The sequence below is a fragment of the Marinifilum sp. D737 genome (assembly GCF_026672275.1).
Taxonomy (GTDB): domain Bacteria; phylum Bacteroidota; class Bacteroidia; order Bacteroidales; family Marinifilaceae; genus Marinifilum.
The window spans coordinates 15412-37002 of the sequence record NZ_JANQCD010000024.1 but is presented as its reverse complement, the minus strand read 5'-3'; the positions used below and the strand labels follow the sequence as shown (position 1 = coordinate 37002).

Sequence of the window (21591 nt, the reverse complement as noted above, 5' to 3'; positions counted from 1 at the left end):
ATCTCTAAAACCAATTAATGACTTCATCATTATCAGAGCATCCTTTTTTAAGATACAAATGAATAATATTTTAGTATTTTAGATATCTACCAACTTTAACCTAAAACTCAATGAAAAAATTAATTTACACTGTAGTACTTCTTGTAATTGTTTGCTCATGTACTCAACAAAAACAATCAGATCTTAAAAAGATCCGTAAAGGAGAATATTTGGGAGAAATAAAACCTGACAGCACCGCCAGGTTATTTGCCCCCAACTTTGTATCCAGCCATCTGCATGAAAGAGATTTTACCATGAGTCCCGACGGAAAAGAAATATACTATACCATCAGAAACGGCGCCGACTATTATATTGCCACTTCAAAAATGGTAAACGATGTTTGGACCGAGCCTGAGTTTGCTTCCTTTTCGGGGAATCCGGATTACAAAGATCTTGAACCATTTATTACTCGTGATGGAAAGAAATTGTTCTTCATGTCAACAAGACCGCCCAAAGGAAAGGAAGCAAAAGATGGATGGTTCTATCAAAACATTTGGGTAATGGATCAAACAGTTGAGGGATGGTCGGAACCATATGAATTAGAAGGACCAATAAATACTGACTCAGGGCAATATTACCCTACATTAACCAATGATGGTACCATTTACTATACTCACGAAGAAAGTAAAAATGTACAAGTCATATATCGATCGAAATTAATTGATGGGAAATACCAAAAACCAGAGCGATTGCCCAAAGAAGTAAATCCTACCAATATGCAATACAATTCGATGATTGCTCCTGATGAAAGCTACCTTATTGTTTGTACTTTGATTGAAGGGAATCGTATTGGTCGGGCAGATTACTATATCAGCTTTAATTTAGGAAATGACAATTGGACTTCATTAATGAATATGGGGAATAAAGTAAATTTCCCAAACACATTTGCATTGTCACCTTCCTTGTCTCCTGATGGAAAATATTTTATCTTTTCTAATAACAAGCAAATACGTCAGGAAAAACCTAATCTTAAGGTGATGAAGCAAAATGCTATTTCTCCTCAAAATGGTAATCTTGATTTGTATTGGATAAAAACCGATTTTATAGAGGATCTTAAGAAAGAAGCATTAGCAAAACAGAACTAACAGTAGGCATATGAAGATTTTATTGACCGGCGCCAATGGTTATATAGGTAAACGATTACTTCCTGTTCTTTTGGAACAAGGTCATATTGTGTATTGCTGTGTTCGAAACAAACAACGTTTTACACATAAAGAAAATTTCCATCCAAACGTTAGAATATTGGAAGTAGACCTTCTACTTCCAAAATCATTAGAGAAAATTCCCAAAGATATTCAGGTAAGCTACTACCTGATTCATTCTATGCTACATGGTACTGAAGGATTTGATGTTCTGGAAAAAAGATGTGCACAAAACTTTGTAAACTACCTTAAGAAAACGGAAAATCGACAGATTATTTACCTAAGTGGTATTGCCAATGAAGAGAAACTATCCAAACATTTACAATCGAGAAAAGAAGTTGAAGAGATCCTAAAAGAGAGTCGCAGTTATGTGACCATTTTAAGAGCCGGAATAATTGTTGGATCTGGTAGTGCATCATTTGAAATTATTCGCGACCTGGTAGAAAAACTTCCCATCATGATAACTCCACAGTGGCTATTAACGAAATGTCAACCCATAGCCATTCGCAATGTTATTGAGTATTTACACAAGGTAATATACAATAAACACTGCCTGAACCAGACCTTTGATATTGGCGGAACCGAGGTTCTAAGCTATAAGGAAATGCTGCTGCAATATGCTCAGGTTCGTAAACTCAACAGAAAGGTTATCATTTTACCCATAATGACGCCTCGTCTTTCTTCCTACTGGTTATTTTTTATTACTTCAACATCCTATAATTTAGCGGTAAACCTGGTTAATAGTATGAAAGTTGAAGTCGTTTGCCGACCTAATGATTTTGCCCAAAAGCTTGACATCAATCCACTTTCATACAAAGAAGCGATTGAAAAAGCCATGGGGAAGATAAAACAGCAAATGGTAATCTCATCCTGGAAAGATGCCTTAAGTAGCGGAAGATTATCCAACAAGAACTTTAAGTATGTAGAACCTCCTAGTTTTGGCTGCTATTTCGATACTAAAATTCTTCCTGTGGATAACAAGCCATTGGTTTTGGATAATGTTTGGGCTTTAGGTGGAGATCGTGGCTGGTATTATGCAAATTGGCTATGGCAATTTCGCGGCTTTTTGGATAAGCTGTTTGGAGGTGTTGGCCTAAACCGTGGACGAAGACATCCATCGGAGATAGAGATTGGAGATTCGTTGGATTTTTGGAGAGTATTATTGGCCGATAAGGAAAATAAAAGGTTACTGCTCTATGCTGAAATGAAATTACCGGGAGAAGCATGGCTCGAATTCTCAATGAATCAAAACCACCTGCAGCAAAAAGCCATTTTCAGACCCAAAGGCCTGGCTGGAAGACTGTATTGGTATTTGAGTTATCCTTTCCATGTTTTTATATTTAAAGGAATGATTAATGGCATTATAAATTACAATAAATGATTTCAAACTTTACATTCCAGCTTTAATCTTAAAAATATCCAAGCTTAACTTTACAATTTCGCTATACTAAACTTGACACACTTGACAGGTAAATTATTCCATAGTAATAATTATCTTTACCGAATAAATCTTAACTAAATAATGTTTATGACGGAAAGAATATTACTAATTTTAGTTTTAGCTTTTTCTTTATTTTCATGTTCCGATAGTGAAAGCCTTAAAGGCAACTGGATCAAAAGAGCAAGTTTTGAGGGAGAAAGCCGTGGTGGAGCGGTAAGTTTTGTAATTGGAGATTATGCCTATGTAGGAACGGGCAAAACTAGCATAATAGGTGAAATCTCTGATAATGAATCTGGTAACATTGGAGAAGAATGCATAAAATCATTTTACAAATATAGTTTAGATGATGCTTGGACTAAAATTCAAAGTGACTTCCCAGGAGAAGCAAGAAGTGAGGCTGTGGCCTTTATTGCCAATGGAAAAGCTTACGTTGGTTCAGGAGTGAATGATAAAGATGAACGTTTATCAGATTTTTATGAATTTGACCCCACAACAGAGACTTGGAATCCAAATCCAATTGACATGAACAATGGCCCTTCAGCAAGACAAGGTGCTGTTGCTTTTTCAATAAATGACATTGGCTATGTTGGAACTGGCTATGGATTCATAGGAGATGATGACAGATGCAACCTTAAAGATTTCTACAAATTCGAAAATGGAATTTGGAGCAAAGTCAATTTTGATAATGAAGATGGAGAAAGGACAAGAAATTCGACTGCCTTTGTAATTAACAACAAAGCATACATTGTTTCTGGTGAAAATAATATGCGCCAGGTATGGGAGTATGATCCTGCATCTATAACAAATACATTTAACGGATGGTCTAGAAAAAAAAATTTACATAAAGATGATCGATGGGAAAATGTTATGCGCACACAAGCCGTTTCATTTGTAATCAATGGCAAAGGATATGTTGCTACAGGAATAAATTCAGGCTTAGAACGATCTATTTGGGAATACGATCCAATACTGGATCATTGGGAAGAGAAAACACCTTTAGAAGTGGAAATTAATTCAAGAACAGATGCAGTTGCGTTTAGCCTGGATAATAGAGGTTTTATCACTACAGGTACTCTTCCTGGTTCTGGTTATTACTTTGACGATACTTGGGAATTCAATCCCCTTATGGATCAAGATGACAATGATAATTAACGATTGTAGCTTTCAAAAAGATAAAGTCCTTTGGGTTTAAACTCAAAGGACTTTTTTATTTATCTTTAAAAGAATCCGAAATCTTAGAAAATCTTTACTCTATGAAAAAACGCGTAACAGGAATAGGCGGTATCTTTTTCAAAACCAAAGATCCCAAAAGCACAAGAGAATGGTACAACAGACATTTGGGCATTCAGTGTCCTGATGAATATGGTGGTGTATTTGAATGGCAAAAAACAAGTAAGCCTGAAGAGAGTGGATTTACCATTTGGGGACCGTTTGATGAGAACACTGAGTATTTTCAGCCTTCGAAGAAAGATTTCATGTTCAATTATCGTGTTGAGAACCTTGAGGAATTGCTCAAAGTGCTAAAAGAAGAAGGTGTTGAGGTTGTTGGAGAGATGCAAGTATTCGAATATGGAAAATTTGGCTGGATTCTTGATCCGGAAGGAAATAAAGTAGAACTTTGGGAACCCATTGAAGGTCCATTTAGTGAGATGTACAAAGGAAAATCAACCTCTGAATAATATACATACATGACAAAACCAATCGTTAATTTTTTAGATCCCTTAAGCATACCGGAAGAAAATTTAAAGTATTCCATCGTTTGTTCGAAATACCAAAATACATGGGTATTTGTGCGCCATAGAATGCGTGAGACCTGGGAAATGCCTGCAGGACATATTGAAGCGAATGAAACCGCACTACAGGCAGCCAGAAGAGAGCTGTACGAAGAAACCGGAGCCAAAGAATTTAGCCTTAAACTGATTGTAGACTATTCATGTGATTGGAAAGGCGAAATCAATTATGGACGAATCTTCTTTGCCAATATTACTTATTTGGCAGAATTGCCTAAATCTGAGATTGCAGAAATTCGTTTCTTTAAAGATTTGCCTGAGGATTTAACCTATCCTGATATTCAAAACCTGGTTTTTGCAGAAGTAAACTGTCGTTTAAACAAAAATATTGAAGTGAATACCATATAGCTCCATTCTGAAAGTACTAAAGAAATAATACAGCGCGACGATTTCAAATGATTCTTTGCGCTTTCTTTTTTTACATTTGCAATCTTTGCATGAAACCAACAATTTAATACATGTCCCAAATCCACTTCCATTCCGATTTTTATGAGGCCATTAAAAACGGAAACAAAATACAAACTGCAAGAGTTGATGAACCTGCTCCGCAATTGGGTAAAGGCGAAGCCATATTTGATGACAAGCCTTCAATCGAAATACAAATCACGAAAGTGATACACAAGAGTTTTGACGAACTCACAATAGAAGAAATCGAGAAGGATGGTTTTGATTCGAAAGAAGAATTATGGTCTGTTTTGCTTGGATTTTATCCTGACCTAAAACAAACAGACCATTTAATGTTGATTGAATTCTCTACAATTGAAACGGATTAAAAATCCTTTTCTCACAAGCTGTAAATTCCAAATTTACAGGAGCAGGTTTACTTTTGGAATAATACACAAACAGGTTTAGCTGCTTTTGTCTCATCAACGAAAGTGAGTAAGCCTGTTTTTTTATTGCGTTTAAAACAAACCAAATTATTGGTATTCTGATTGGCTACAATCAAAAACTTCCCATCAGGACTCAGGCTAAAATTACGAGGATGATCACCACGCGTTGATTCATGTCCTATCAATTCCAATCCTCCATCTTCCAATACTGCATATATCACAATGCTGTTGTGCCCGCGATTAGAACCGTACAGAAACTTTCCATCGGATGAAATGTGAATATCTGCAGTAAAACTACTTCCTGCAAAAGCTTTTGGCAAGGTATGTACATTATCAAGATTTTGTAGGCTTTCTCCGTTTAGAATGGTGATTGTATTGCTTAGTTCATTAATCACATAAATAAACTTGCCATTGGGATGGAAGGTCAAATGTCGTGGCCCTGCCCCTTCAGGCATTGCAATGCGCTCTGCATTGATAAATTTATCATCCAAAATGGTAGAAATCCACAATTCGTTGCTGCCCAAATCTACAGCAATCGCTCTATTTTTATTAGGTTGAAACCAGATGCTATGAGCATGCGGTGCATCTTGTCTGCCCTCAACACTTCCTGATCCTTCGTGCTGATTTACATCCAGTAGCTCAGAAAGCTTACCCTTTTCATCCACTCGCAATAAACCCGTATTTCCTCCTGTATAATTTGCCGTTAACACAATTCCATCCTTTTCTGTAACAAAACAAGGATGTGCTCCTCCACTCGATTTCCTACTAATTAGCTTAAGCTGATCACCTATCTTATAGCTTTCAACACTCCCTACTCCATCCAATGAATTGATCTCATTAATGGCAAGTAAATTTTTACCTTTATTGGCAAAACACAAGAAAGATGGATTCTTGGTCTCAGCTTGTAAACTCAGTTCGCCAAACTTTCCCGATTTGTTCATCGTGATTTTATAGATTCCCTTAGAGTCGGTATCGGTGTAGGTACCTACATAAATGGAATAGGCTGCCTGAGTCATTTTCTTCTCTTTTGATTGATTGCATGATAGTGCAAAAATTGATATCAGCGCCAATAGGATTGTAGATTTATTCATGAGATTTGAATTTATTCACTCAAAGATAAGAGAAAATTGCAGGCTATAAGATAACTTATTCAATCATCTTAAACTTTGATCAAATTACTCATTGAATACTTCAAATTAACAATTAACTGGCACTTCTTCCCTTGGGGCTAATAAAACTGGGAGGTTCAGAATTTAATCAACAAGTACAATCTTCCGCTTCACTTGTTTATCGAGATACTGAATGAGCAAATAGTAGACCCCGGAAGATAATCCATTCAAGTTCAAATCAACACGATTGCCCGAATTCAAATATTCCATCACCTTCCTACCGGTAGAATCGAAAGTACTCAACTGAAACTCACTCACCTCATCGTGTTCAATCAATACGGTAAAAATTCCATCACTTGGATTTGGATATACCTTCACCTCTCCTTCTTCCTCATCTCCTGGTTCGGGAGTTGGATCCGGGTCTGGATCGGTATCTGGATTGGGATCTCCCGCAATGGTATCACGAACCACCAAATTGTACATTCCTTCAGCCAAATCAACTGTAATCTCAAAAATACCATTCTCATTGGAGTCTCCTGTTCTGGCCAAATCATCATTTAAAAACACACCATAAGAAGTATTGGCCTGCATATCCAAAGCAAAAATCTTTATGGTTCGGTTTCCGTCAAGCGGATTTACCGAGTAAGAAGAGTTTAAAGTATCGCCTTTCGCATGAAACAGGTACAGGTGATTCTCCCAATCAACACCAATTGTGCTTTCGTTTTCAAACAGTTCGCCACCTGCATTCGACGGATTTTGATTGTCTCCAATTTTAATGGTATGCAGATAAACCAAATCCTCGATTACCTTCGTTGGTTCAACTTCAATTCTCCATGTTCCAGGATGTGCCGAATTGAAATTTGGACTATTGTCTGGCGGATAGTTGGTTCCATTTACCCAATACTCATAAGCACTACCTCCAATTAAAGTAGTAGTTGTTGAATCTGGCAATAAGGTACGAATGGCAACATTTCCATTCCCATGCGAGGCCTTGTAATCTCTGCCATTATAGGTAATCATTTTATCGGTAATCGTAGTATTTACCACCTGACCATTGATATCAGGACGATTGGCAAAGTGATTGATGTACTTGGCCTTTCGTTCTTGCGACGATACATTTCGCAAATGCAAATGATCCAACACAATTACCCTATCAGGCTTGTGATACAACAACCTGCGTTCAAATCGATCCAATTTATCGGATGCATAAGAATCTGCCGCATCGCTGATATAATAGGCATACTCATCGCCAGAAGCAAACTTTAGCCACTCTCCTCTTTTGTGATCACTATCGGTAAGCTCTCCCACATTCTCCAATCGATCGGTCCATATTTGTCCGCCATCATTCGAAACGGATCGCCCAAAGGCACGGTAAGACTCTGATCCATCGAATACACAAATGGAATTGTGTGCAATGGTACGCGAGTAGTAATTGTTATAATGATTCGTGGCATAAGAATCGTAATGACCAGCATCCAAAATCTGGGGTTTGTCTTTTATAATTACAAAATGGTTGTTGTCTCTGTGCTCATGATCGGCTCGTTTGGCTGGAGCACAGTAATACCAGAGCATGGTGGCATCCTCATCCCACGAAGTTCGGCTAACAGCCAATCCGGTTTTGTCGGCCCACCAATCTAAAGGAGGTTCGGGATGCGAAACCGTTGCTGCTTCAAAATCTTTAAATAGCAGTTTCTGGAATACCAGGTTCGAATTGTTCAGGTATTGAGTTGCTCCATATTTTTGAACCAAATACTGACTTCTTTCGTCGCCAAATTCGGCTGCATGACGATACATTACCCTGTTGGCCTGATCTAAATCAATTACAGCATCACCCAAATGAATGGTATAGTTATCCGGACGATAGAAATACCAGTATTGATTGATGGATTCTCTTATCCAGGCTTGTTCCTGGTAGTAATCAGTTCCGGTACCGATTTTCATGTCATCAAAAAACTGGTACTGACGAGGCAAACCGAACATGGAATAAGCAGCGCCCCAATTCCAACCTCCATCATCATCACGAAAGTGAGCAAAGGCTGGTAAAATGCCATTTTCCCATTTGCCTACCAAGGTTTTGTACCAGGAATTTACATCCGACATCTGGCCTGACGATAAACCATCGGCTCCGTGCAAAGCCAAGGTTGCATGCATGGTAATTCCGCAATTGTATATGTTGTGACTGGTTACATAACTATTGCCTGAAGGAGTCAGGACATAATTGTCCATAAAGTATTCCAACACCCGGAACAAAGCTCTTGAAAGCTGTTGCCTCTTCCGCTGAGGAACATCATTGTAAGTCCAATCGAGAAGAATGGCTCCGTAATTGCAATTGTTCCTAAGGAGGTTCTCTTTGGTATCTCCTGAGTAATTGTCGAAGTTTAAGGAGTTCAGGTAGTCTACATATCTTGAAATGATGAATTCGCAACGCTTCAAAGCCAATCCATCTGTTCCCATTTTCAACAGAAAGGCAGTCATACGCGACATTTGGAATGCATCACTCGAACCAAACTCATAATTCCATTGTGTAGAATCCGATCCAACCATATAGGTTTTTGAACTGGTAACCCAATTTCTATCGTAAGCACTTTTAAATCGCTGGTAAGTTTCCTGACACTCTCCACTGGATATATTCGCTTTTAACCAGTCAAAGCGCTCCTGACTCAATTCTATTCTTGGATGTTGCTCATTAACAAGTGGAACATCCTGGGAATAACAACCAAACAGTAAAAAGAAAAACAGAAATACCAATACACTTCTCATCTTGTCCCTTCATTTGACATATCGAAGTATAAAATACAAAAATTCAAGGGATTGAGCAGATTAATATTTCATAAGCCTGCTTATTTAGAATGATGAATCTGTTCTATCGGAAAATATGGGAACTAAGCAATTTGATTATTCAGCTTTCTGAACTCTCTGATGATAAAGATTCCAGCCACCATAGCTGAACCAACATCTGAAATTGGTCCTGCAAACCAAACTCCATCAAGTCCTAAATAATTGGGTAGTATAAAAAGAATAGGAATCAAAAGAATTACTTGTCGCATTAAGGTAAGCAATGCTGAAACTCCTGCTTTTCCTATGGATTGAAAGTAATTTCCTACAATAATCTGAAATCCAACCACCGGAAGAGCGATTAGAAAGGTTTGAAGTCCTTTGGCACCCACCTCCAATAATTCCTTGTCGGTGCTATTAAAAGCCAACACCATGGTTTCAGGAAACATTTGAACCATTATCCATCCAAAAACAGCAATACCTGTTGCAGCAATCATACAAATTTTTAAAGTCTCTTTAACTCTATCGAAATGTTTGGCTCCATGACTAAAACCAAAAATTGGTTGTGCTGCCATATTAATAGCAACAATGGTCATAACAATTAGCATGGCAACCGAATTGATTACCCCCATGGCTGCTATGGCTACATCAGTGCTAAATTTAATCAACTGCACATTATACAATCCTTGCACAAAGCTACCTGCAATTTGCATAGAGAATGGTGCAAATCCAATGGAAATAATATACCAAATGATTTGTGGATTCAATTTAAAATTAGTGGCACTCAACCTAATTACCGATCGATCACTTCTAAAGTGTTTGATCACCCAAATGCACAATATAAGCTGAGATATAATGGTAGCATAAGCTGCTCCAGCTACTCCCATATCCAAAAGAAAGATAAATATTGGATCGAGAACAATGTTGGTACCTGCACTAATTAACATGGAGTACATGGCAATTTTTGCATTTCCCTCAGAACGAATCAAATTGTTCAAAGAAAAACCAACCACATTAAAAACAGCACCATATAAAATGATATTTAAGTATTCATTTGCAATATCCTTGGTATCTACCGAAACTCCAAACAATTGCAAAAGCGGATCTTTAATGGCAAAACCTAAAATGGTAATTAATGCAGATACAATAAGCATTAAGATAAAAGAATTTCCCAAAACCCATTCTGCTCTTTTAAAGTCTTTCTTACCAAGATTTATTGATATTCTAACACCTGCCCCCAATCCTATTAACATCCCAAATGCCATAAGAATAAGCATAATAGGATACACCGCACTTAATCCCGAAAGTGCTATTGATCCAACACCTTGGCCTATAAATATACGATCAACCACATTATACAGCGAGTTAATTACAACTCCTGTAAATGCAGGCCAAAAATATTTCCACAGCAAGCTGCTTATTTTGACATTCTCTAATTCGTATACGTTTTGGCTGTTTTTATCCATAGAAAGTGCGACAAATGTACCAAGAATGCCTGTTAACACAGACTAATCCCAAATAAATTTTGTTAAAAGTCGGTAAGTGGTATTTGTTTACAGGCAAAAAGTCCCTGATTGCCTGTAAACTTATGCGAAAAAAGTTAAATAAAAAAAGACGTCAAGCTTTAAAGAATTATTTCAGTTTATATCGATCACTTTCCGCAAAATAGTCCATTACAATGGTTCTTCGATTAAATTTAGCCGAATGTAATACCCCATCTGGTATAAAATAATGATCGCCTTTTCTATATTTTTTGGTTTCACCATCAATTGTTAGATCCATATCTCCATCGATCATCATTCCCCACTGTGCTCCATGCGAGTGGCGAGGCACTTCACCAATTGGTTCAATATCAAAAAATACAATCTGATGGTTTTCTCCTTGCGCTACCCAACCGCGAACTCCATTAAAAGGAATATCAGCTTCAGGCAAATTTTTAATCATTTCCGGATAGATGTCTTGCATTTGAAATAAGTTTTAAATTTGCCGGAAATTTACAAATATTTACTGCCCTCGCGTATACTTAGCGGCGATAAAGGATACTTGGAGATAAATTCTTTGACCCAATCGGGATTAAATTTTGAATACTGTCGCAATGCCCAACCTATGGCTTTGTTCACGAAGAACTCATTACTCAGGTTATTTGCAATAATTGTCTTTGAAAGAAATTCTGTATCTACATCATTCTTGTATTTTAATTGAAATAGAATGGATACACGTTTCAACCAAATATTCGAACTAATGATCCAATCATCCAGAACCTCAGTCTTTAATTCAGGATATTTTTTACACAATACACCTACCAGCGGAGCCAAGACATCAACCGAGTCCCACCACGATTTTGTAACGATCAATTGCTCTATGTTCGAAATATCTGGTTTTTCAAGCTGCTTCTTTAATTTCGCAAGATATTCCAGAGCCAGGTATTGAAATTCTCGTTCAGAAAGTTCCCACAGATAATTGACCAAATTCCAATCAATCATTTTCTCTTTGGTAATTTTCCTTAAAAAATCCTTACTCAATTCAACTCTTTGTGGTTTTGGCAAACCCAGAAAAGGGAAATGATTTTTCATATATGCCGACATTTTTCTGGCATTGGCCTCATTAGAATTCTTTCTAAACTGTTCTACTATTAGGATGGTTTTTGTTTGCATGATAACATTGTTTTTACTAAAGTTTAAATTATTCTATTAGCATCTAGCTGTTTTTTTCTTCTTTCCTACCCTTCCTTTATCAATTATTTTCTGCAGGTATTCCGGAGCAAATGGCACTTTGCATGATGTTTTTCCCATGTAAACATCTACTTTACCAATCTTCTCTGCATGCTTCATAGCCAAATTCGTTAACGCAGAAACATAAGCACCCACTGAGATTACAAAACCATTCATTGTATATTTTACCCGATTCGATGAAGTATGAATCTCCTTTTCAACTCTCGTCATCAAACTTTTAAGCAGACCCACATCTAATTCTTCATCGTTTTTTACAGCCACTAAACTCGATAATGTAGCCCAACCTGCAGCTGCAGTATTTTCTTCCTTGGATTCAATCCACTCCAAAGCCAACTCAAAACCAAATTGAGACTCTGCCGCAACCCAAGGCACAGTGTATTCACTAATCATGTACCAATAAGCTCCTTTTACCCACTTTTGAAGATCCTCTTTGCTCATCATTTTCTCATCCGCAATTAGTCCTGCCAAATACATGGCATCGGAATTTCCTGAATCATACAATTCCAATGAGAGCTGATAATCTTTTTTAATCTTCTTTACAATTTTCTTCAAATCCTGAACTTTTACACCATAAAATGGTTCACGAGCTCCATGTTTTATGAGAACATTTTTGGTTCCTTCGTTTCCGTAAGATTCCAACTCTTTGAAAACTTCATCTTTGGTCATTGTACTGTTAATTTTATTTCTTGAGATTTACGTTTAATCTGGTTTAATTAGTAACATATACTAAACTTAATAAGCTAACAACATCAAGCCTTGCCCTTACAATTGTTCATTGATAATTGATCATTGCTAATTGTCTTTTGCGTTTATTTTAAACACATCAGCATAAACCAATCGTGCTTGATTTTCTTCATTTGCTCCACTTGCAATACTTCTTATATTTCTACTGACTGGAGGTGCTCCCTCAAATTCTTGTACAATTACCTGCAAAGGCTGGTCTTTATACTTTCTGCTCAACTTAAATTCACGAACAATCGTGTAGTAATTGTTTTTCACCACGCTGCCTGATATTGCAATTCTCACTCCCTCATCCTCCAAACTCTCCTCATTCCTACCATCGTTTACACTTCCGTATACTGGCTGAACCAATTCTGGATCGAGGAAGCTAATGTCTAAATAGTTTCCTGTATTCCCATTTCGATACAATGCATTGGATATTACTCCTTCAATCTGAAGGGTAAATCGAGAATTCATATTGTCCTTTTTAAAGGTAAGCGTTGCAATTCGCTCTGGTACCAATTGAATGTAATCGGCCATCACAATGGACGACAAGCACACATCACGCCCCGCCTTACGAACCGAGTGTTCTTGATATCTGGCCAGAGCCAATTTTACGAATGGGAAATACATCTTGCCATGGTTAATGGCAAAATCAGCATACCACAACTTCCTTTCCTTGTCAAACGCTACAGGATAACAAATTGCATTTACTTTTACATTCTCCTTGCCGGGATATACCAATCCCTTGTCAACACTTGGATTGTGTCTAAAATCATTGATGCCCGGATAGTTCATGCTTCCAAGTTTCGATGGGCGAATGGGATCCTGTGCCCAATGGGTAAACATGGTATTAAATCCTGGTGTTCCCAATGCAGCAATGGTCTGCGATATCTTCGATGGATCCGATCCCGGCAAAACTACAGCCAACATTTCATCTTCACCAGTTGAAAACCAAGGGCGCTTTAGGTACACGCGCAAGCCTCCACCCAAACGATGCTGACGCATTACCATGGCTGTTTTTGTCTTTCTCCACTCGAATGTTGGGATCACATAATCAACAAATGGTATTTTCGGTCTATCGGAACTTAAGATGTTTACCTTTTCGAACCATTCTCCATCCCTTGTGATCTCCAAACCTTCCGATTTGATCAGCTTGTCGAAATGCTCAGCATATCGTGTTGTGGCTTCAGGATGATAATCTACATATCGGTGCTTGGTATCTCCAAACTTGTGCTGTAATGCACCACTGAATTCGCTTGCCAGACCCACTTTTAATTGTGGCTTAAGCTGATTGCCTTGTCCCTGAATGGCAATTTGTTTGGAAGGATCTTTCTTCTCTGGAAGATTTCCTTTATCCACAGTTTTATCGTGATATTGAATATCCATTTCTTCAACATTATCCGAATGGTCTACCCAATCGGGCTCAACCGTTCTTGGATCATCTCTTCTGTCCTTCCAGCGTGCTTTGTATTCTACCTTATGAGTTGAAAATCCATGAACTGAAAACCTTGTATGCAGCCATGCATGCGTATCGTCGTAATTCTTATCCGGATTAATGATTTCGATTTTAGGAGCATCCACAGGCTGTTGAACTGCGTGAGTCAACTCAATTTCCCGCGCCGGACTAATCATCCAATGCCTTCCTGTTTTTGCCAGTTCTTTAAGTTTTGTAATATTCCCCGGATTGTCCTCCTGCAGCAACTGCCACATCCCGGAAAACTCCTCCAGATCCTTCTCTTTCCAAAAAGTAGAAAACCTCAGTTTAATTCTTTCTCCCTTTGGTAAGGATACCATTAACACACGTGCTGCTGCATTCCAATGAAATGCTGTATTTCCTTCCACCAACTGAATTCGTAAGGATTTGGCTTTGTACCACTCCTCATCAGAAAGATTGATATCCGTATCATTCGGACTCAATTCCTCATTCCCAAAGAAACTAAACAATCTTGGCTCAAAAGTTTGTGAATGCGATTCATCATATCCATCAGCTAGAAATAGAGCTATACCTGCTGCTGCAGGATCAGGCAAATAAATCAAATCCACCTGATCTCCCTTGTACACTTTTTCCTTTCCGTTTTCACCCTTTTCCAACTGCACTTCTTTCGAACTGATCAGTTCATACAGCGCCTTGGCAAGTTCAGGATTGTTCCCGAAAGCCTTATCGAACCTGGCATGCTGTTCTGCAATCAATTGTGAATTTCTTGGTGGCAAGAAATGTCTTGTTGCCTTTGTGTTTTCAATTGAATCCACATTTCCATAACGCCCCTGGAACTCCTCGGTGCTCATATTGTAATTGCTTCGAACTACCAATTCTTCCAAAGCCTCTCCATCTTTCAATTCCGATCCCAAAAGCAATACCGGATTCATCAAAGCATCATACCTATAATATCTAAAACCACGGATAACAGCCTCACTTACTTTTTCAGGTTGAGAATCGAGCAGCACACTATTGCCTGCCAAATCCACAGTTCTCACACGTAGCATATAATCCTTTCCAAAACGCAATCTTGGTAATGTTCCCTTAAGCGTTTCTGTTTTGGTATGTAGTCGAAACTCCCTGGTGGAATCAAACTCATATTTCTTTGCCTCCACATTCTTTGATGTATTCACATAGTCCACGCGTTTTGATGGATCTACATTTTCATCCTCAGCTTCATTAATGGCAAAACCAGGTTTGGGAACCGATAAACTCCATCCTTCCCAGCGAATCATGTTTTCTCCCACAAACAACTCATTGGCATTCTCTGTATCTTCGGCTGCGGCGGTTTGTATGAATCCTTCATCAGCATTTATATCATCAATAAACTCTTCCACATTACTGGAATCGAAGTAGGAATAGGATTCTTTCCTCATGTGCAAAGAATGCCAATTCTCAGGTTCTGTCGAATAAGCAACATCCATTCTATATCCTTGTACCAAATCTTCGGCATGTAGTTTTTCATCCGAAAGAATGAGCTTTAAACTATTATCCATTTTCGATGGATCGATGATTTTGGCTTGCAGTTGTTTTGCTTTAATAAATCGGGCATTTAAATGCTGTCCCATTCCATTTCGTGCGATTCCAATACCTGCCGATCGTAAGCTTGGCAGGCCTTCCTTTTCAGGCTTATCAGCAGGGATTACTCCATTTTTGAATCGTTTACTTTTACCCAAATCCAACTCCACAATTTTCAACTTCACCTCTTCCTGAATCTTATTGTCCACCATCTGGTTTACCTTCAAGGCAAGTCCATCGGTATCAATCTGAAATGCGGTAAACTTATCGGTATTGATTTTCACAAACCCCAAATTGATATCAGAACCTTCCTTTGATTTTGCATAGAATCCTTTTTCGGTATAGCGGTAAGCCGTCAAAGGAACTGAGACTTCAGTATTCGTTGTAAAATCAATATCCTGAACGATCAATCGCATGGAATGATTTGCAGGAAATCCATTGGGAATATCCATACTAAAATCGAGCACAACCCCCAATTTTCTTTGAATTTGCGGATAAGTACTGACCACCGCCAGAATATCATGAAACTCGAATTCAGGTTTCTTGATCTTAGCCAAAGGCTCATATCTTGTTGGGCGATCCGTCTTATGAAAATCTCTAAACTGTGCAAAATCCATTTTAGGATTGGCCTGTTGCTGGAAAGGAACGAATCCATTCTTTCTTCTGAGTTCATCCAATCGTCTGGAAGTAGATTCATCCACATCCAAAAAATCGGATTCCTTAAACACCCTTCTTCCTGCAGCAGTTGTCGCATTGCTTTCCGGTGGTTTTGGTGTATCTCGCTTTTTAAATTTCGAAATCTGTCCCAAACTTTTCGGGTCGCTCAAGTCTTTAGGTTCAAGTAATCGATCCGGATTTTGAACACCAAGCCTTTTGTAGGTATCCAATACAAAACTCTGCACATGTTTGATTGGATAGGAATGAATTCTACTGGACGTTAAATCTTCTTGCTGAAAACCATCTACACGAATATCCTTGTGCATCAGCTTGTCCCACAAGTCTTCATCCAGAATACCAGAATTCAAATCTATATCATATTCATTGCCATTCTTCAACCTTAGCTTAAAGCTGGAGTTCTTCAACTTTGCAGGCCAATTCTCCATATCAGGAAAACTAGCTAATGTGCTTGAACTTGCATTTTCGAGGCGCAAACTTACCTGCACCGAAAATCGCAATTTTTCTTGTTCATCAATTCGATGTGGCAAACAGGTGAATATGATTTTTTGTTTCATTGCTTAAGTTAATTGTTCATTGCTAATTGTTCATTGCTAATTGTTCATTGCTAATTGTTTAAGCGTAAGCCTGGCAATATTCCAGCCAATCGTTTTCTTCCATAATCATTTGGAAGGTTGGGTCTGCATCGGCTCCCTTTAATTCTCTTCGAGCTGTTAAAGTCACAGTTTTGCTGAAGAATAACACTTCAACCTTCACTTTTACAATGGCTTCACCATATAATTTTTCAACCTTTCCATTCTGGAACATGGCGACAAAAGCCAAATAAATTTCCAAGGAAAGACTTATGATTCCAAGTATCGATAAATATCCGTTAAAACGGATGTAACCTGTTAGTATGGTTTCGGTATGATCATCCACGATTTCCATACTGAAATAGAAACCTCCCATTACAGATACACCTCCACTTGCTACTCCAAAATTCATGGATAAGGCTGCACCAAACTCGAAAGCCGCCTCCATTCCAACAAATCCTTTTACGCTGGTTTTCATCAAGAAATAACCTCCACCACCAAATGCAGAAACCGTTAATAGGAATGGTGATTCACGCTTACAGAAATTAAAGGAAAGGGTAAGTGGAGCTCCTGTAAATGGCAGATGAACTCCAGCTCCCAGTGTCATATTTGCAATGGTACAAACACCGACCTCTACACTCGGTATAGCCAAATCGAAGCCAGCTTTAACTCCTGCAGGTGATAGTTTCATATATGGTCCATCAGCAAATCCATTGGAAGGAATCAAATTCTGCAATTGATTTACAAAACTCAATGGCCCAAGGAAGAGAATTGAATCGTCTTCCGCCATTTCCACTTTCACATCAGCTTTCTTACCCGATCCTCCTCCAAACTTCAGAGATTTAAAACTAACCCGAATCAATTCTTTGATCTCAATAGAAAAATCAGTGAAAGATGCATTTACACCAAACTGTGTTTTTTGTGAAGTATCGAAAGGCCTACTTAGCTTACTTAACACTTGCAATGCTTCACTTGGTTTTTGAACATTTACCGTTAGAAATCCTCCAAATAAAGACTTACTGGCTTCCATTTCCGGTATCCAACGATATTCTACCACAAATGCCTTATCGGTTTTGTATGCATTAAAATTTGGGATTCGAGGAATCTGACTGGTCAATTGCTGTTCCAATTCATTGACTTTCGACTCCAATTGATTTCTCAAATTCTGAATCTCCTGTTCAATCGCTGCCTGGGCATCCTCAGCCGCGGTTTCCAAAATGGCTTGTTGTTCCAGAATATCTTCCTTTAGGGATTCCATTTGCTGACTGATTCCACTTAAGGCTTCAGACTGTTGATTTCCTTGATCCCCAAAGTTCAAATTGCCCAATAGTAAATCGAAAATGGACACCACACCAAACAGCTTGGCAACAGGCATATCACCCGAAGAGGCAAAAAATTCTGCCGGATCGAATTCCAAATTTTGCAATTGATCCACTGCTCCTCCCAAAGGTCCTTTCAACTTCGAAAGGGAGGTAACCTGTGTATTGGGACTCATAAATCCACCGGACTTATCTGATCCACTTGAAAAATCGGCTTTTAAATTGTCCAAAAGCTTGGCAAATACTTTGGCTGCATTTTCATCATCTTGCAACTCAATATTCACAAGATCAGGATTTCCAGTTAATTCTTCTATTGCCTTCACCTTAACCGAAGCAGTCTTCACCTTAGGATGAAACTTCAGCACTGTAGCTGCTTTATTTTCAAGAGACAAAGCTCCAAAATCGATTCCTCTTGTCTCAAATGTTGTATCATCTTCTATCAATGAAGGAGAATAGGCCACCTTTTGCAAGTTGAAATCGGCCTTGAATCGATTCATCTCAGCGTTGTATACATCTACCAATTGCTCTGATTTGGTTTCATTATAAGCAGCCGACTTGCCTATAAATATCAATGGCAATTTAATTTTCTGTTCTCGCCCTTCCTGATCAACCAATAGTAAATCAAAAATTAAATCCGTACCACCACTTCGAATCAAGAAGTTGTAATCCCCACCCATATTCACCAAATCAACAGGCGCATCCAAATCTGGTGTGCGTGTAGCTGGTAACTCAACGGTTTGGAAAGGAAACGGAATAAACCCATTTTGTTGATCCCTCATCTCATAATATACAACAGGCTCAAGAATCACAATGTACATTCTTTGGCGATTCACAGCTGCTCGTGTTGCCTTATCTGGTTTTCTCTCGGTAACCTTTACCAATGCAGCTGTATGTCCAAATGGAAACAGGAATCCTGCTTCAACTACTTTTACATAATGATCCCTACCTAAAGTTGATAGGTGTTCCCATTCCAAAAGCTCCAAATCAGGTTGTGCATGAAAATCCGGGTAATTAAAGTTTGCATTAAAATCAATCCATGCGCCTAAGGATGACATCATAAATCGTTTGGCCTGCACAGCTCTTGGCATGTAAGACTTGATTGTAAAATTCGAAGTTTGATGAACGATATTGTGTCGATCTCTTCCATCTAAGGCTGTTCGAAACGGCTTATTTCTTTGTGGCTTAGGAGTTAATTTTTTGAATGCATCCCTGGCCCAAAGTGCACGAATGCTTCTAAATCCTTCCATTCCATCTTCATCAATCTCCCCATTTTTTAAGCGCACACCCATGCGTGAATGCCACAGTTCCGACAACTCCCCTTTATTGGTTATTAATGGATTATTGAATTGTAGATTCTGAATATTTCCTTTTGGGATTTCTTTATGATCCTTTAAATGAATCCTCTGCTGATGAGCAAAACCAGCAAATTGATTGGGCGAAATGAATAGTCTGGTTGGCGCCTCAATAGAGGTTTCCAGTAGGTTCGGTTTTCTCATCTCCAACAAATTGGCTTTTAATGCTGCATAGTTGATCTTTGCATACAGCTGTCCACTTGCTTCAGCAGGTAAGTTTTTCGATAACTGATCTTTATTATAAAGAGATCTGCTACTTAAACGATTCTTTGAATATTTCGCAATGTTTAAGCTCTGTTTGCTAATCGTTTTTGGTTTGCTAGTACTTTTCTTATTGATAAAAGAACCAAGATTCTGAAATTTATTAATTACTACTTTAACTGGCTCCAATACCCTGGCACGATAATTTACCCTCAACTTAAAACGTGACCAGTTTAACAATTCCTCCATAATAATTGGCATTCCCTTAAAACTGGAAGGAACCGAATACACCAATCTGCTTTTTCCACTACGAATGTATTTAGCAGGTAGAATTACATTTTCATTCCCCTCACCTCCTGGCAATGAATTGTTTTCCCAAAAGGCTTGCTCCAATGTATGTTGAGGAGGAAACACAACTACCATAGTTGCCGGCTTCTTCGTATTGTTAATTTCTAAATAGCTTTGTTGATCTTTTTTTATGTATTTGAAATTGTAGAACTCAAACTGAAGAAATAACATATCCTCAGGTCTAAGCACACTCAATCTTATAATTTCCTTCTCTTTAATTTTAATCTTTCCCAATCGGGAATCAATAACAAGCTTCTTTTTCGATTGCAATTTCTGATCCTGATATGCAATTTCAATAACTGGCTTCTCCGGATACTCAACTGCCAAACTAATGGCATCCGGTAAGAGGTATTTGGTAGCAACTATATGAGCCAAACCATTTACAGAATTTATTCTACCATTGGTACCATGCATTTCAAATGCAGCTTTCTCATTTGAATTAATCAGTTGATAAGAAGCCTCGGAAAAATTTGCCCAAATACCATTATTTGCAATACTGGCAATGAAAAACAAGTATTCTGATTGCTGATTTAGCTCAATTGCAAGTTGGGAACGATAAAGTTTAAGCGATTCTTCCAGATCATCATTAATTCTCTTATGAAATAAAAAGCCATTTGCCTCCTTAACATCCTTTTCATCAACCAATACTACCGACGAACACCTCCCTGAAAGCCTCTCAGATTTTAATATTTTAACCTGATGCAGTACCTCACTACAGCTATTCAATTCTGAACCATTACTAAATTTCCAATTTGATAGAAATGCTTCTACATTTTGAGTTGTGATACTCAATTTTAGTTTTGGTTCAAAATTGGAATTAAAATACCTAAGATCTTCTTCAACCGGAATGCTTAAACAAATTTGTTCAGCAGTTCCAAAAACATCATTGAATTTGTAATTTGCCAGATTTTTTCCGCGTAAAGTTATTTTCCAAAACTTATCAATGATAAAATGATAATGATCTTCAATATCCAAAGAATACCAATTATTCAATTCTATTCTTTCATGCAGATAAATTAATGAGTTAATTTCGATAGTTCCATTAATCCAATCTGCCAGATTAAGATCTTTCGATATATCCAGCTTGGTAAAAGTGATTTTTATTCTCCAGGATAAATCATTGTAAAGAACGGCTTTAAAATCTATTGGCAAAGCAGTTCCCGGATAAAAAGCATTTCGCAGAATTAGATGATAATCTTCCTGTTTTTTACGAAAAATCAATTTTGGATTACCATCAAAAGAATTCAAATTGATATTCCATGAATTTCCTTCCTCAGAGTAAAAAGCAATGGTTTTTCCCCTCTTTCTATATTGAATATCATTACCAAGAGCCTTTCCCAAAGCCTCTAATGAAGGTTGAAATGCAAGAAATCCAAATCCCAAACCTCTCAGAAAATTTCTTCTACTTTTTGACTTAGGTTTATTATTTTCTTCACTACCTCTCGCTTTTTTCAGCTTCTTAATATCCAAAATTTTCAAGCTCATATCCCTCCGATTTATCCAATAGAATAGAAATTAAGAAAGACAGAGCTGAATGTCAAGCAGAAA

Annotated in this window: 14 protein-coding genes; 6 read left to right on the top strand and 8 right to left on the bottom strand. The window is 37.9% G+C overall.

Annotated elements, in window-relative coordinates; translation table 11 throughout:
- Positions 1-110 precede the first annotated feature (110 nt).
- The 6 genes from NQ163_RS14290 (at position 111) to NQ163_RS14265 (ending at position 5185) form a co-directional block, all read left to right on the top strand.
- Positions 111-1124: a TolB family protein gene (locus tag NQ163_RS14290; protein ID WP_268190990.1), complete on the top strand. Its 1014-nt coding sequence runs from the start codon at positions 111-113 to the stop codon at positions 1122-1124.
- 10 nt (positions 1125-1134) lie between these two features.
- Positions 1135-2562, top strand: coding sequence for an SDR family oxidoreductase (locus NQ163_RS14285; protein WP_268190989.1), 1428 nt, complete (start codon positions 1135-1137; stop codon positions 2560-2562).
- 147 nt (positions 2563-2709) lie between these two features.
- Positions 2710-3774 (top strand): Kelch repeat-containing protein, encoded by a 1065-nt coding sequence (locus tag NQ163_RS14280; RefSeq protein ID WP_268190988.1) that lies wholly within the window; start codon positions 2710-2712, stop codon positions 3772-3774.
- A gap of 101 nt (positions 3775-3875) precedes the next feature.
- Positions 3876-4301: a VOC family protein gene (locus tag NQ163_RS14275; RefSeq protein ID WP_268190987.1), complete on the top strand. Its 426-nt coding sequence runs from the start codon at positions 3876-3878 to the stop codon at positions 4299-4301.
- 9 nt (positions 4302-4310) lie between these two features.
- A complete protein-coding gene (locus NQ163_RS14270; protein WP_268190986.1) occupies positions 4311-4760 on the top strand; it encodes an NUDIX hydrolase in 450 nt (149 codons plus the stop codon).
- A gap of 110 nt (positions 4761-4870) precedes the next feature.
- Positions 4871-5185 carry an ASCH domain-containing protein gene (locus NQ163_RS14265; protein WP_268190985.1) on the top strand — a complete coding sequence of 105 codons (315 nt, stop codon included), beginning with the start codon at positions 4871-4873 and terminating at the stop codon, positions 5183-5185.
- A 47-nt stretch (positions 5186-5232) separates the two neighbouring features.
- On the opposite strand, the gene NQ163_RS14260 is transcribed toward NQ163_RS14265, so the two are convergent.
- From NQ163_RS14260 to NQ163_RS14225, 8 genes are all read right to left on the bottom strand, one after another.
- Entirely contained in the window at positions 5233-6333 is a 1101-nt protein-coding gene (locus tag NQ163_RS14260; protein ID WP_268190984.1) for a lactonase family protein, read from the bottom strand.
- 162 nt (positions 6334-6495) lie between these two features.
- The gene (locus NQ163_RS14255; RefSeq protein ID WP_268190983.1) at positions 6496-9111 is read right to left on the bottom strand and encodes a T9SS type A sorting domain-containing protein; all 2616 of its coding nucleotides are present in this window, start codon (positions 9109-9111) and stop codon (positions 6496-6498) included.
- Positions 9112-9233: 122 nt separating this feature from the next.
- Positions 9234-10592 carry an MATE family efflux transporter gene (locus NQ163_RS14250; RefSeq protein ID WP_268190982.1) on the bottom strand — a complete coding sequence of 453 codons (1359 nt, stop codon included), beginning with the start codon at positions 10590-10592 and terminating at the stop codon, positions 9234-9236.
- Positions 10593-10758: 166 nt separating this feature from the next.
- Positions 10759-11091, bottom strand: a complete 333-nt coding sequence (locus tag NQ163_RS14245) for a cupin domain-containing protein (protein ID WP_120239589.1) — start codon at positions 11089-11091, stop codon at positions 10759-10761.
- Between the two features lie 29 nt (positions 11092-11120).
- A complete protein-coding gene (locus NQ163_RS14240) occupies positions 11121-11780 on the bottom strand; it encodes a DNA alkylation repair protein (RefSeq protein ID WP_268190981.1) in 660 nt (219 codons plus the stop codon).
- Positions 11781-11816: 36 nt separating this feature from the next.
- A complete protein-coding gene (locus NQ163_RS14235; RefSeq protein WP_268190980.1) occupies positions 11817-12524 on the bottom strand; it encodes a DNA alkylation repair protein in 708 nt (235 codons plus the stop codon).
- A gap of 126 nt (positions 12525-12650) precedes the next feature.
- Positions 12651-16808, bottom strand: a complete 4158-nt coding sequence (locus tag NQ163_RS14230) for a hypothetical protein (RefSeq protein ID WP_268190979.1) — start codon at positions 16806-16808, stop codon at positions 12651-12653.
- A gap of 58 nt (positions 16809-16866) precedes the next feature.
- On the bottom strand, positions 16867-21528 hold the full coding sequence (locus NQ163_RS14225) for a hypothetical protein (protein WP_268190978.1): 4662 nt from the start codon (positions 21526-21528) through the stop codon (positions 16867-16869).
- Between the last annotated feature and the right edge of the window lie 63 nt (positions 21529-21591).